At 60.7% G+C, this 13595-nt stretch carries 10 protein-coding genes, 1 tRNA gene and 2 pseudogenes; 7 read left to right on the forward strand and 6 right to left on the reverse strand.

Going from position 1 to position 13595, the window contains the following annotated elements; translation table 11 throughout:
* The first annotated feature begins 153 nt into the window (after positions 1-153).
* Positions 154-1002, forward strand: coding sequence for an IclR family transcriptional regulator (locus ACNAZS_RS20625; protein WP_415792383.1), 849 nt, complete (start codon positions 154-156; stop codon positions 1000-1002).
* Between the two features lie 92 nt (positions 1003-1094).
* Here ACNAZS_RS20625 and ACNAZS_RS20630 read toward each other — a convergent pair whose 3' ends face one another.
* Both ACNAZS_RS20630 and ACNAZS_RS20635 read right to left on the reverse strand, forming a co-directional pair.
* Positions 1095-2057, reverse strand: coding sequence for an alpha/beta hydrolase (locus ACNAZS_RS20630; protein WP_415792384.1), 963 nt, complete (start codon positions 2055-2057; stop codon positions 1095-1097).
* Between the two features lie 81 nt (positions 2058-2138).
* Positions 2139-2225 (reverse strand) — tRNA-Leu (locus ACNAZS_RS20635).
* Between the two features lie 44 nt (positions 2226-2269).
* On the opposite strand from ACNAZS_RS20635, the gene ACNAZS_RS20640 reads away from it, so the two are divergent.
* The 6 genes and pseudogenes from ACNAZS_RS20640 to ACNAZS_RS20665 all read left to right on the forward strand — a co-directional run.
* The coding region (locus ACNAZS_RS20640; RefSeq protein ID WP_415792385.1) for an aminotransferase class I/II-fold pyridoxal phosphate-dependent enzyme at positions 2270-2954 on the forward strand (685 nt) is incomplete at its 3' end.
* A gap of 1 nt (position 2955) precedes the next feature.
* Positions 2956-3466 (forward strand): annotated as a pseudogene (locus ACNAZS_RS20645) (aminotransferase class I/II-fold pyridoxal phosphate-dependent enzyme); the annotation flags it as partial.
* Between the two features lie 28 nt (positions 3467-3494).
* Positions 3495-4316 (forward strand): 2,3,4,5-tetrahydropyridine-2,6-dicarboxylate N-succinyltransferase, encoded by an 822-nt coding sequence (gene dapD / locus ACNAZS_RS20650; RefSeq protein ID WP_415792386.1) that lies wholly within the window; start codon positions 3495-3497, stop codon positions 4314-4316.
* Positions 4316-5455: a succinyl-diaminopimelate desuccinylase gene (gene dapE / locus ACNAZS_RS20655; RefSeq protein ID WP_415792387.1), complete on the forward strand. Its 1140-nt coding sequence runs from the start codon at positions 4316-4318 to the stop codon at positions 5453-5455. The genes dapD and dapE overlap by 1 nt, the downstream gene beginning before the upstream one ends.
* Before the next feature lie 6 nt (positions 5456-5461).
* Entirely contained in the window at positions 5462-6352 is an 891-nt protein-coding gene (prmB, locus tag ACNAZS_RS20660; RefSeq protein WP_415792388.1) for a 50S ribosomal protein L3 N(5)-glutamine methyltransferase, read from the forward strand.
* On the forward strand, positions 6349-8301 hold the full coding sequence (locus tag ACNAZS_RS20665; RefSeq protein ID WP_415792390.1) for an ABC-F family ATP-binding cassette domain-containing protein: 1953 nt from the start codon (positions 6349-6351) through the stop codon (positions 8299-8301). Before prmB ends, ACNAZS_RS20665 begins: the two co-directional genes overlap by 4 nt.
* A gap of 140 nt (positions 8302-8441) precedes the next feature.
* Here ACNAZS_RS20665 and ACNAZS_RS20670 read toward each other — a convergent pair.
* The 4 genes and pseudogenes from ACNAZS_RS20670 to ACNAZS_RS20685 all read right to left on the reverse strand — a co-directional run.
* On the reverse strand, positions 8442-9582 hold a 1141-nt coding region (locus tag ACNAZS_RS20670; protein WP_415792391.1), incomplete at its 5' end, for a 3'-5' exonuclease.
* A gap of 4 nt (positions 9583-9586) precedes the next feature.
* Positions 9587-10785 (reverse strand): annotated as a pseudogene (locus tag ACNAZS_RS20675) (UvrD-helicase domain-containing protein); the annotation flags it as partial.
* Complete coding sequence (locus ACNAZS_RS20680; protein WP_415792392.1) at positions 10782-11972, reverse strand: DesA family fatty acid desaturase; 1191 nt, start codon at positions 11970-11972, stop codon at positions 10782-10784. The pseudogene ACNAZS_RS20675 and the gene ACNAZS_RS20680, both read right to left, overlap by 4 nt.
* Before the next feature lie 212 nt (positions 11973-12184).
* Positions 12185-13474 (reverse strand): RsmB/NOP family class I SAM-dependent RNA methyltransferase, encoded by a 1290-nt coding sequence (locus ACNAZS_RS20685; RefSeq protein WP_415792506.1) that lies wholly within the window; start codon positions 13472-13474, stop codon positions 12185-12187.
* Between the last annotated feature and the right edge of the window lie 121 nt (positions 13475-13595).

Raw genomic sequence — 13595 nt, forward strand, 5'->3', positions numbered from 1 at the left:
CGCAGAACATAGGCGGTAGACAGGCAAGACGATATGTCTGTCTAAGGTATTATTGATTTCAACTAGAACACAGCAGTTCTCTCACGGAAACAACAATATCCTTGGCTATCGCTGTGACCAGCAGCAACCGGCCGTCATTGGGGACCTTTCATTTTGACTACTGAGCACAAGGCTGAGCCGCAATCGAACAAGCCTAATAGACCTGCAAAGACCCGACGCGGAGACACGACCGAAAAAGTCGTAGGCAAACCGGTAGGCGCCATCATCTCCGGACTGGCCGTGCTGCGCGCCCTGCATCGAGCACAGCGCCCCCAACGAGCCAGCGAAATCGCCCGGGAAACCGGCCAGCATCGCGGAACGGCGTTCAATATTCTTCGAACGCTGCAGCGCGAAGGCATGGTGGCATACAACGAACGCGACCAGACCTACAGCATAGGAATCATGATGCTTGAACTGGCCCACGGCGTGCTGCGCACCAGCGGACTGCTCGATGTCATCAGGCCCGAAATGTTCTCGCTGGCTGAACGCGTGGGCGTAACGGTTGCATTGGCGAAAGTCGAAAAAAGCTACGACCTCGTCTTGCTCGATTTCGTAGGTGGCGGTTTTCGTGTCGACAGCTATTTCAGCGTCGGCCGCCGATCACCCCGATTTTCCGGCGCATCGGGATTGGTCATGGCGGCGTTCTCCGGGGCGTCCCCAGAATTCATCGAAGCAGAATTCGACCAGACGGAATGGTTCAGGCGCCCTACGTTCGAAGAGTATGTCGAACGTCTGCACGCCACGCGCGAACGCGGGTTCGCACTGGATCAGGGCAACAGGCGTAGTGGGCTGACGCAGATTGCGGTGCCGATCTTCTCGCAGGAAGGGCCGTTGGCGCTGGTGCTGACCGCGGCGAATTTCAGCTACACGATGAATGATCAGAAAATTGCCGAAGTCGCGGAAGCGATGTTGGCGTTTGCCGACCGCATGTCGCCCGAGCTTGGCCGCCTTCGGCTCGATTAGCTCATCGGCTTGAGCCGCTGCAATCACCAGACTGGGCCGGCCGCCGAGATGCCGGCGTAGCGCAGACCCGCTTCGAGGCAGGCCCCAGACGATTACCAGCGTTCAGCGGGCTCAGGCAACGCCAATGCCTGGCGCAGCGCCGCGCACATCTGGTGGAACTCAGTATCGACCGCCGCGCTTAGCCGGCGCGCCCGCAAAAAGCCGTGGATCATGCCGGTGCCGACGCTCACCTGTACCGGGTTGCCCGCGGCGCGGAGTTTTTCGGCGTAGCGCTTGCCATCATCAAGCAAGGGGTCTTGATCGGCCAGCAGTAGATAAGCTGGCGGCAGACCCGTGTGGCTCTCGGCGCGCATGGGCAGTGCATAGCCATCGTGCCGGGTATCCGCCGACGGCAAAAACGCTTCCAGCGCGACCCTCATGGCGTCGCGCGTCAGGAAGGCGTCTTCGGTGTTGTGTAGATAACTCGGGGTATCGAAATCGGCATCCAGCGTCGGATAAATCAGCGCTTGCATGCGTAAGTGCGGGCCGCCACGATCGCGCGCCAACAGCGTGCAGGCAGCCGCCAGATTACCGCCGGCGCTGTCGCCCGCCACGGCGATACGAGTGGGGTCGATGCCCAGCAGATCGGCTTCGCGCGCAGCCCAGCACAGGGCTTCGTATGCGTCATCGGTCGGTGCAGGATAAGGGTTCTCGGGTGCCCGCCGGTAATGCACGCTGAGCACTAGGGCACCCGTGTTGCAGGCCAGGCTGGCGGTGATGAAATCATGGCCTTGCGGGCTGCCCGCCATGAAGCTGCCGCCATGCAGGTACACGATGGCCGGCAACGGCCCCTGCGCGCGCGGGCGGTAGACCCGCACAAGCAGCTCGCGCCCGGTCAACACGATATACGTGTCATTGACCTCCAGCCAGGCCGGATAAGGTTCGTTGATCAGTGCCGCGGTACGGTCTGCGCGCGCGCGTCGCTGCGTCAGTGTCAAGGCCCCCAGGTCGGCCATGTCTCCCAGCGCATTGCGCGTACGATCGACGTACGCTTGAATACCCGGATCGTAAGCCATCGTTGGACCACCCGCCTGAACGATTAGAGAGAGGAAGCCTACTATTAGTCAGCACAAGGCTAACCGGGTAATACATAATCTTGGTGCGAAGGGGGGGACTCGAACCCCCACACCTGTTACGGCGTCAGGACCTAAACCTGGTGCGTCTACCAATTTCGCCACCTTCGCGGTACCAAGCCCGCTATTGTAGCTTGCTTGCTAAAATCCTGCTTATGAATCCACGACTCGATACCCTGCATCCCTATCCCTTCGAAAAATTGCGTGCTTTGCTGAACGAGGCAGGGGCGCCACCCGAAGGGCTTGCGCCGATCAATTTGTCGATTGGCGAGCCCAAGCATGCGGCGCCGGCCCGTGTTGGCGAAGCGCTCTGCAATAGCTTGCAAGGACTATCGGTCTACCCAGCGACCAAGGGTGACGCCGTCTTGCGGCAAACGATCGCGCAATGGCTGGCGCACCGCTATAGCATCCCGGCCCCGGACGCCGACCGCGAGGTCTTGCCTGTGCTGGGCTCGCGCGAAGCGTTGTTTGCCTTTACGCAAACCGTCGTCGATCCGGCTGCCAATGCCCTGGTGGTCTGCCCGAACCCGTTTTATCAGATCTACGAGGGGGCGGCGCTGCTGGCCGGCGGGACGCCCTATTACGTGAATGCCGACCCGGCGCGTGATTTTGGCTGCGACTGGGATAGCGTGCCGGCCGATGTCTGGAAGCGAACGCAGATGGTGTTCGTGTGTTCGCCTGGTAATCCGGCCGGCAACGTCATGTCGCTCGACGAATGGCGCGTGCTGTTCGACCTTTCGGATCGCTATGGCTTTGTCATCGCTTCGGATGAGTGCTATTCCGAGATTTATTTTGACGAAGGCAATCCACCTCTGGGCGGACTGCAGGCGGCCCGGCGCCNGGGCCGCGACGACTATGCCAATCTGGTCGCCTTTTCCAGTCTGTCCAAGCGTTCGAACGTCCCAGGTATGCGCTCGGGATTTGTGGCGGGCGATGCCAAGCTGATCGGCCGCTTCTTGCTGTACCGCACTTATCATGGCAGTGCGATGAGTCCGGTGATTGCGGCGGCCAGTGTGGCCGCCTGGACCGACGAAGCCCACGTTGCCGACAACCGTCATCAATATCGAGCCAAATTCGAAGCCGTAGTGCCTATTTTGCAGCGCGTGCTGGATGTGCGCATGCCGCAAGCGTCCTTTTATCTGTGGGTGCCGACACCCGGATCGGACGTCAGTTTTGCGCGAAACCTGTATGGTCGCACCGGTGTTACCGTACTGCCCGGCAGTTTTCTGGGCCGCGAAGCGCACGGTATCAATCCCGGCGCGGGTCGCATACGTATCGCCCTCGTTGCGCCGCTGGCACAATGCGTCGAAGCTGCAGAGCGTATCGCCCATTTTGTCCAAACTTCTGCTTGATCAACCTTTTCAATATAAAGAAAGTGTCATGACTCTCGACCTGCAAACCACTATCGAACACGCCTGGGAAAACCGGGTCAATCTGTCGCCTAGCGATGCCAGCGCCGAAGTGCGTGACGCCGTTGAGCACACCATCGCTGCCCTGGACGAAGGCCGCCTGCGCGTGGCTGATAAGTCGAGCGGCGCATGGGTGGTGCACCAGTGGGTCAAAAAGGCGGTGCTGCTGTCGTTCCGCCTGCAAGACAACGTCGTTATGGGTCAGGCTCCCCTGACCTTCTTTGACAAGGTGCCGACCAAGTTTGCCGACTTCGGCGCGACCGCATTCCAGGCCGGCGGTTACCGCGTCGTGCCGCCGGCCGTCGCTCGCCGTGGTGCGTTTATCGCCAAGAATGTGGTGCTGATGCCCTCGTACGTCAACATCGGCGCCTACGTTGACGAAGGCACGATGGTCGACACATGGGCGACCGTCGGCTCATGCGCGCAGATCGGCAAGAACGTGCACTTGTCGGGTGGCGTCGGCATCGGCGGCGTGCTCGAACCCCTGCAAGCCAACCCCACCATCATCGAAGACAACTGCTTTATCGGTGCACGCTCCGAAGTGGTCGAAGGCGTCGTGGTCGAAGAAAACTCCGTGTTGGCGATGGGCGTTTTCTTGTCGCAAAGCACCAAGATCTATGACCGCACCACGGGCAAAATCGTCTACGGCCGTGTACCTTCGGGTTCTGTGGTCGTGCCGGGTTCTCTGCCCTCGGAAGACGGCTCGCACAGTTTGGCTTGCGCCGTCATCGTCAAGCGTGTCGACGCGCAAACGCGTGCCAAGACCAGCATCAACGATTTGCTGAGAGCTTAATGCGTAATTCCGCCGTACTGGATCTGGTCAAAGACCTGATCGCCCGCCCCTCGGTCACCCCCGATGACGAGGACTGCCAGCAATTGTTGGCCGAGCGTCTGAGCCGACTCGGTTTTCATTGCGAAACCATCGCGCAAGGCGGTGTGACGAATCTCTGGGCCCGCCGTGGCACCGAAGGTCCGCTGGCCGTCTTCGCCGGGCACACGGATGTCGTGCCACCCGGCCCGCGCGAAAAATGGCAAAGTGATCCGTTTGTGCCGACCGAGCGTGACGGGTTTCTGTACGGCCGCGGCGCGGCCGACATGAAGAGTTCAATCGCCGCTTTTCTGGTGGCGGTCGAGGAATTTGTGGCGGCCCACCCGCAACACCCCGGCTCGCTTGCCTTTCTCATCACCTCGGACGAAGAAGGCCCGGCCATCGACGGCACGGTGATCGTTTGCGACGCCCTGAAAGCCCGCGGCGAGCAACTCGATTACTGCATCGTTGGCGAACCCACCTCCACCGCTGATCTAGGCGATATCTGCAAAAACGGCCGCCGCGGCTCGCTATCGGGCCATTTGACGGTCAAGGGCATTCAAGGTCATGTGGCCTACCCTCACCTGGCCCGCAATCCCGTGCATCAACTGGCACCCGCCTTGGCCGAACTGGTGGACATCGAATGGGACCGTGGCAATGAGTATTTCCCGCCAACGACGTTCCAGGTGTCGAACCTGAATGCGGGCACCGGCGCCACCAATGTGGTCCCCGGCGAGGCTGTCGCACTGTTCAATTTTCGCTTCGCCACGGCCAGTACGCCTGATTCGCTGAAAGCCCGCGTGCACGAGGTGCTGAATCGCCATGGCCTGGAGTATGACTTGCAGTGGAACCTGGGCGGAGAGCCTTTCTTGACACCGCGAGGCTCATTGACCGACGCACTGTCCAGCGCCATTGAAGCCGAGACGGGCCTCAAGACCGAGCTATCCACCACGGGCGGCACATCGGATGGGCGCTTCATTGCCAAAATCTGCCCGCAGGTTATTGAGTTTGGCCCCTGCAATGCCACGATCCACAAGGTGAACGAATGCATTGCGCTCGACAGCCTGGATCCCCTGAAGAACATTTACCGGCGCACGTTAGAAAACCTGCTGCTGGCTCACTGAGGCGCTATGCCGTCATCTGACCGCCACGAATTGCAGACCCTGCGCGACCTGATCCGCTATGCGGTGTCGCGCTTTAACGCGGCCCACATCGCGCTGGGCCATGGCTCTGACAACGCCTGGGACGAAGCCGTCTATCTTGTGCTGCACGGGCTGCATTTGCCGCCTGACACGCTAGATCCTTTTTTGGATGCACGAGTCACATCCGACGAACGTGCGCAGGTACTGCAGTTGATTGACCGACGTGTTGCCGAACGCCTGCCAGCGGCCTATCTGACGCAGGAGGCTTGGCTGCGGGGCCATCGCTTTTATGTGGATCAGCGCGTCATCGTGCCGCGCTCGCCCATCTCGGAGCTGCTCGATCAGGGCCTGTCTCCCTGGGTACGCGACCCGTTGTCGGTGACACGCGCATTGGATATGTGTACAGGCTCGGGCTGCCTGGCTATCTTGACGGCCATGGCCTTTCCGTATGCACAGGTGGATGCGGTGGATCTCTCGACCGATGCATTGGAAGTCGCCCGCCGCAATGTTGATGACTATGGTCTGCAAGATCGCTTGACGCTGCATCACAGCAATCTGTTTGATGATCTATCAGAAACGGCGTACGACGTGATCGTCTGCAATCCTCCTTATGTGAATAGCCAGTCCATGGACGAATTGCCAGACGAGTACCGGCACGAGCCCTCGCTGGCGCTGGCCGGCGGCACCGACGGTATGGACCTGGTGCGTCGCATTTTGCAGACGGCGCCCCGCTATCTGGCTCCCGAAGGCGTACTGGTGTTAGAGATCGGCCACGAACGAGAGCATTTCGAGGCGGCCTTTCCCGATCTCGAACCTGTTTGGCTGGACACCGAAGAAGCCTCGGACGAAATTTTGCTACTGACCCGCGAGCAGTTGTGATACGTGCTTCTGGATTGACGCTGCGCCGTGGCACCAAGGTGCTGCTCGATGGCGCGGAATTTGTCGTAAACCCCGGTGAGCGGGTCGGTTTTGTCGGTAAGAATGGCGCGGGCAAGTCCTCGCTGTTTGCGTTGCTCACGGGTGCGCTGGATCAAGATGCGGGCACGCTAAGCGTGCCGGCAGGATGGCGCATCGCTAGCGTGCAGCAAGAGCTCGCCGCCGATGACCGCCCTGCCCGCGAATTCGTCATCGACGGGGACGTCCACCTGCGCGCGTTGCAAGCCGAGCGCGCGACCGTTCACGATGACCACGGCACACGTATCGCCGAGCTCGAGGCGGCCTTGGCCGAAGCCGGCGTCTGGAGCGCGAATTCGCGCGCCGAACAGTTGCTGGCCGGCCTGGGGTTTGCCCCGGATCAATGGATGAAACCCGTTGCCAGTTTCTCGGGCGGTTGGCGTATGCGTTTGGCGTTGGCCCGCGCGTTGATGGCGCCGTCAGAGCTTTTGCTGCTCGACGAGCCGACCAACCACCTGGATCTGGACGCGATGTTGTGGCTGGAAAAGTGGCTGACAGCGTATCCCGGCACCGTGCTGTTGATTTCTCATGACACCGAGTTTCTGGATGCGGTGGCCCGTATCATCTTGCATTTTGATCATGGCAAGCTGATACGTTATCGCGGCGGCTATCAAGATTTCTTGACGCAGCGTGCCGAGCGCCTGCGTCAAGTCAGTATGGCGCACGAACGCCAGAATCGCGAAACGGCAAGGCTACAAAGTTTTATTGATCGTTTCAAAGCCAAGGCAACGAAGGCTAAACAAGCCCAAAGCCGTGTCAAAGCCCTGGCGCGCATGCAGACCCTGGCACCGCTGCATGCCGAAGCAGGTATCGATATCCGCATTCCCTCGCCCGAGAGTACGCCAGACCCACTCTTGGTATTAGAAAAGGTAGCGGCGGGTTATACCGACAAGAATGGACAGCCAGTGTCCATCCTGAAAGACATCACACTGATGGTGCGTGCGGGCGCCCGTATCGGCGTGCTGGGCGTCAACGGTGCGGGCAAAAGCACCCTGATTAAAACGCTGGCCGAAGAGCTACCCGTACAAGCAGGAGAACGTCGCGCGTCGAAAGGGCTGGCCATCGGTTATTTCCATCAGCACCAGTTGGATATGCTGGACGTGAATGGCACGCCGCTCGAGCATCTGGCCAGGCTGGCCCCGGATGCACGTGAACAGGAACTGCGTAACTATCTGGGAGGGTTTGGTTTTTCTGGTGATACGGTCAACGGCAAAGTCGGCCCGATGTCGGGCGGCGAAAAAGCTCGCCTCGCGCTTTCCTTGATCGTCTGGCAAAAACCCAATCTGCTGCTGCTGGACGAACCCAGCAATCACTTGGATGTGGAAACGCGCGAAGCCCTCGCCACCGCCCTGGCCGAATTTTCGGGCAGCATGCTGCTGGTGTCGCACGATCGCCATTTGCTGCGCACGACCGTCGACAGCTTCTGGGTAGTGTCCGATGGGCAAATGCACGAGTTTGACGGTGACCTCGAAGACTATCGGGATTGGCTGAACGTGCGTAACGCGCAGGCCCGCGCCGACACGCGAGCCGAAACCCGTGCAGAGGCGGACCCGGGCAACGAAGAGCCTGTCGTCGACCGCAAAACACAACGTCGCCTGGAGGCCGAACAGCGCCAAAAACTGGCAACGCTACGCAAACCACTGCAAGCCAAGCTGACCAAAGTGGAAAGCGAGATGGACAAGCTGCGTGCCCGGCAACAAATCCTGGACGCGCTGATCGCCGACACAGATTTGTATTCGGATGCACGTCGCGCCGAGCGGCAACAAGTCATGGCCGAGCACGGTGAACTCGGCAAACGGGTGGACACACTCGAAGAGGAATGGCTCGAGATTCAAACCGCTTTGGAGGAAATCGAGCAAGAGGCCGACAGCTAGGTCACCCCCGGGTGGGCGCGGACCCGCGGCCCACAGGGATGCGCCGTTTGGCCATGTTCCCTGCCCGCTCGCGGCAACGGTACGAGACGGGGACAGGAGAACGGCAGACCGACTGCCTATGACGGCGCAATGCCGTGGCCTTAGCCCTGAATAATGTCCAGCTTGGCGATCCCTAGCGCGAGGGTTTTGGCGCCGACATCGCGGAACTGAATTTGCGCTTGCGCGTCTTGTCCGGATCCGCTCAGGCCGATGATGGTGCCATCGCCAAATCGCGCATGGCGCACCCCTTGGCCAATACGAAACTGCCGATCGCCCACCATCACGCCCGAGGTCACACCACGCGGGGCGCGCGGTGCAATAGTACCGGTGGGCCGACGCCCAAAAGCATCGCCGCGACCAAACCGTGCCGCCGATTCGCCAAAGCCCGCATGTGCATGCGCGATACCTGCTTTGGGAGACAACCATTTCAGGTGCTGTTCGGGGATTTCTTCCAGAAACCGCGAACGCATGGCGTAACGGGTCTGGCCGTGCAACATGCGACTCTGGGCCAGGGTCAGATAGAGACGCTCGCGCGCACGTGTGATAGCCACGTACATCAACCGGCGCTCTTCTTCGAGGCCCGAGGGCTCGAGAATACTGTTTTCGTGAGGGAATAAACCCTCTTCGAGGCCGGTGATGAAAACTGCGTCGAACTCCAGCCCCTTTGCTGCATGCACAGTCATGAGTTGCACTGCATCCTGACCGGCCTGAGCCTGATTGTCCCCGGCCTCGAGCGAGGCATGCGACAGGAATGCCGCCAGCGGCGTCATGCCCGAATCAGTCACGAGCGGCGCGTCCGCCATGCCGGGTGTCAATGCGCTGTCACCTGAGTCTTCGGGCACCACGTCGGATGTCAATGCGCTGTCGCCTGAGCCGTCGGGTACCACGCCGGCAGGCAAGCCCTCGAAGTTTTCCTCAGCGGCAAACACTGCCGCGGCGGTGATGAGCTCGTTCAAGTTTTCGAGGCGCTCAGCGCCCTCGCGTTCGCCCTTGTAGTGCGCCACGAGGCCGCTGGTTTCGAGCATGTGCTCAACCAACTCGGGAAGCGGCAGATCGCGCGTTTCGTGCGCCAGACGGCCGATCAACTGCGCAAACTGCGCCAGATTGGCACCCCCCTTGCCCCCCACGCGAGCCACGGCATCGTACAGACTGGTGTCCTGCGAGCGTGCGGCATCGGTGAGTTGTTCTAGCGTGCGTGCGCCAATGCCCCGCGTCGGGAAATTGACGACTCGCATCCAGGAGNNNNGTATCGTCGTGTGGATTGGACATCAGACGCAGGTAGGCAAGCGCGTGCTTGATTTCCTGGCGCTCGAAAAAGCGCAAGCCGCCGTAGACCTTGTAGGGAATACCGGAAGAAAACAGCGCGTGTTCGATGACACGGGATTGCGCGTTGCTGCGATAGAGCACGGCGATCTCGCGACGCAGGCTACCCTCGTTGATCAGCGAGCGAATCTCGTCGACCAGCCATTGGGCTTCCATGCCATCGGACGGCTGCTCGATGACACGGACAGGCTCGCCTTCGCCTTGTTCGGTCCAGAGATTTTTGCCTAGTCGACCGCTGTTGTGGCCAATAAGCGCATTGGCCGAATCCAGGATGTGCCCGTATGAACGGTAATTTTGCTCTAGTCGAATGACGGTGCCGTGCGCATAGTCGCGCTCGAAATCCGCCATGTTGCCCACGTTGGCGCCACGAAATGCATAGATGGACTGATCATCGTCGCCCACCGCAAATATCGCCGCCCCGCCGCTAGCCAGCAGCCTGAGCCACTTGTACTGCAGCGTGTTGGTATCTTGAAACTCGTCGACCAGGATATGACGAAAGCGCCGTTGGTAGTGTTCGCGCACAGGAGCATTACGCGTCAGCAACTCGTAGGCGCGCAGCAGCAGCTCGGCGAAATCGACGACGCCCTCACGTTGGCACTGCGCCTCGTAAAGCTGATAGATCTCGATCAGACGACGTCGGTGACTATCGTAGGCCTCGACATCGCCCGGACGTTCGCCACCCTCTTTCGCACCGTTGATAAAACGCTGTACGTCACGCGGAGGATATTTTTCGTCGTCGACCCCGTTCGCTTTCAGCAGGCGCTTGATCGCGGCGAGCTGATCCGTCGTATCGAGAATCTGAAAGGCCTGGGGCAAACCGGCGTCACGATGATGTGCGCGCAACATGCGATTGCACAAACCATGAAAGGTGCCGATCCAGAGGCCGCGCGTATCAATGGGCAAAATGGCCGACATACGCGAAAGCATTTCGCGTGCGGCCTTGTTGGTGAACGTAACGGCCAGCAGCCCAAATGGACTGGCCTGGCTGGTTTGAATCAGCCAGGCCATGCGTGTCGTCAAGACCCGGGTCTTGCCGCTGCCCGCCCCGGCGAGTACCAGGGCATGCTGCGGATCAAGGGTTACTGCTGCGCGTTGTTCGGAATTGAGCTGCTCTAACATCATGCCGCGTAGCGGCTGAGACGATGAGCAAACTGCTCGAGCCCGGCGATGCCGCTTTGCTGGGCGCGCTGGCACCAGGCCTGCAGATCATGGAGCAACTGTTCGCTGCTGGCGCTGGAACTTTCCCACAAGCGACCCAGCTCGCGGCGCATTTGCACCAGCGTCGACAAGGACTGATTGTTAGCGATGGCCTTATCCACCTCGGCACGCTGCTCGGGATGGAGCACGTCTTCGTTGCGGCTGAGCCAGCGGCGAACACGTTGCAGGCGGGTGCCGTCTTCGTGGGAAGGCTTGAGCTTGGTGAGCTCTTCGCTGACGGCAGTCTTGATGATCTCGCCATAGCGGGCCATTACCTCGTAGCGGTGCGTGATCACGCCCTGCAACGTGCGCAAATCGATGGCTTTGCCGCTGGATTCGAGCTTGAGCTTGGGCGCGACCTTGCGGACCTTGGCCAAGCCAAAGAAGCGCAGGATCTGGATATAACCCCAACCAATATCCAACTCGTACCACTTGGCCGAGAACTTGGCCGACGTGCCATGAGCATGATGGTTATTGTGCAGCTCTTCGCCACCGATCACGATGCCCCATGGGAATACGTTGGTACTGGTATCCGGGCTGTTGTAGTTGCGATAGCCCCAGTAGTGGCCAATACCGTTGACCACACCAGCCGCCCAGAACGGGATCCAGGCCATTTGCACTGCCCAGACGGTCAGGCCGATCGCGCCAAACAGGGCCAGATCGATCGCCAGCATCGCCAGCACGCCCCACAGGCTGTGCTTGGAATAGATGTTTTGCTCGAGCCAGTCGTCCGGCGTGCCGTGGCCGAATTTGGCCATGGTTTCTTTGTTGGCCGACTCAACGCGATATAGATCGGCACCGCGGAACATGACTTTCCAGATGCCAAACAGCATGGGCGAATGCGGATCGCCCTCTTTTTCGCATTTGGCATGGTGCTTGCGGTGAATGGCGACCCATTCCTTCGTGACCATACCCGTCGTCATCCAGAGCCAGAACCGGAAGAAATGCATGACTGCGGGGTGCAAGTCGAGACCGCGGTGCGTCTGGCTGCGGTGCAGGAAGATCGTGACACCCGCGATGGTGATGTGTGTCACCACCAGCGTGAATAGGACGATCTGCCACCAGCTGGCTTGGGTGAGCCCGCCGGAGAGGAAGGAAAAGATTTGATCCATAAAGCTTTTAGCGACCCTCGCATAAAGGAATAGAGGCAGTTTAGCTTACCTGACTTTCTTATGACAGCAAGAATACAAAATAGTTTTTGTGATAAATCAAGGACTAAGCGGTTCCGGGGCGGCAAATGACGGCTTTTTTCCCCTTCGGAGGACCGCTACCGGGGCGGGGCCCGCCACCCCGCCTTTCTGTCGAATGTACATTTCGAAACAGGTCACTCTGCGGGGTGTGGCTTTTCTGTCTCGTCCTCGGGTTCCCTGGGAGCAGGTGCCGTAGCGGCCGCCTTTTTACGCTGGAGTACTGCAGCAAAAAAGCCGTCGGTGCCGTGCACGTCCGGACGCAGTTGTACGTAGGGGCCCGTCAGGTTCAAATCCGGGCAACGACTGGCCAGCAATTCGGCGGCATCCTGCAATTCGAAATCGGGGTGCGAATCCAGGAACTGTTGTACCTGAACCTCATTTTCCTCGGCCAACAGGCTGCACGTGGCATAAACAAGACGGCCGCCCGGGGCCACACAACGTGCCGCACCATTCAATATGCGCGTCTGCAACGCACCCAATTCCGCCAGCGCCTCGGGATGCTGGCGCCATTTCAGGTCGGGGTTGCGGCGCAGCGTACCGATCCCGCTACACGGAGCGTCAACGAGCACGCGCTGGGCTTTGCCGGCCAGGCGCTTGACGCGAGTGTCGTTCTCGCTGTCGATCACGACCGGTACCACGTTGGACAATCCGCTGCGCGCGAAACGCGGTTTGGCTCGCGCTAACCGGGCGGCCGACACGTCAAACGCATACAAGCGCCCGGTAGAACGCATGAGCGCGCCCAGCAGGAGCGTCTTGCCGCCCGCGCCTGCGCAAAAATCGATGATCATCTCGCCGCGACGCGGGCCCACCAGCAACGCCAGCAGTTGGCTGCCCTCGTCCTGGACCTCGAGACTGCCGTTCTCGAATTGGGGCCAGCGGTTGACCGCGGGCCGGCCGGTCAAACGAATGCCCCAGGGGGAATATGGCATCGGCTGAGGTTCATAGCGCGCGGCCGGGCCGTCGCGCAGATCCGCCAGGGCGACATCACGCTCGACTTTGAGCGGATTCACCCGTAAATCGAGTGAAGCCGGTCGGTTGAGTGACGCCATCAGCGACTCGGCATCCTCCCATTTGCCCAGACGCTCATCCAGCCAATCCGGCATGCTCGCGCGCACGGCGCGCGGCAGAGTCGCGGGGTCGATGCGATCCACGCGCTGCAGCCACTCGTTTTCGGCAGCGTCCAGCCCCTCTTCGAGCGTTTGCACGCCCAATGTCGCGGCCAGCCCCAGAATCGCCAGACGGCGCGAAGCCGGGCCGCTGCCGCTTTCGGCAAGCTGGCGATAACGCCGCAAGTGACGCAGCACGTCGTAGACGGCTTCGGCGACTTCGCCACGGTCTCGCCCACCCAGCGTGGGATGGGCGCGAAACCAATGGGACAAGGTAGCATCCGCGGGATAGGTCCACTGTAGGACTTCGCCGAGCACACGCTGGACCTGGTCAATACGGATGGCCGCGCGAGGGACGCGCGGCTGGTCCGCCTCCGGTTGCCGGGACTGGGGACCCGATGCGCGCCGTGCGCCACCACGCGCCGCTGATTCGGAGCGG

The organism is Bordetella tumulicola (genome assembly GCF_965138755.1).
In the GTDB taxonomy this organism is placed as follows: Bacteria; Pseudomonadota; Gammaproteobacteria; order Burkholderiales; family Burkholderiaceae_B; genus Bordetella_A; species Bordetella_A tumulicola.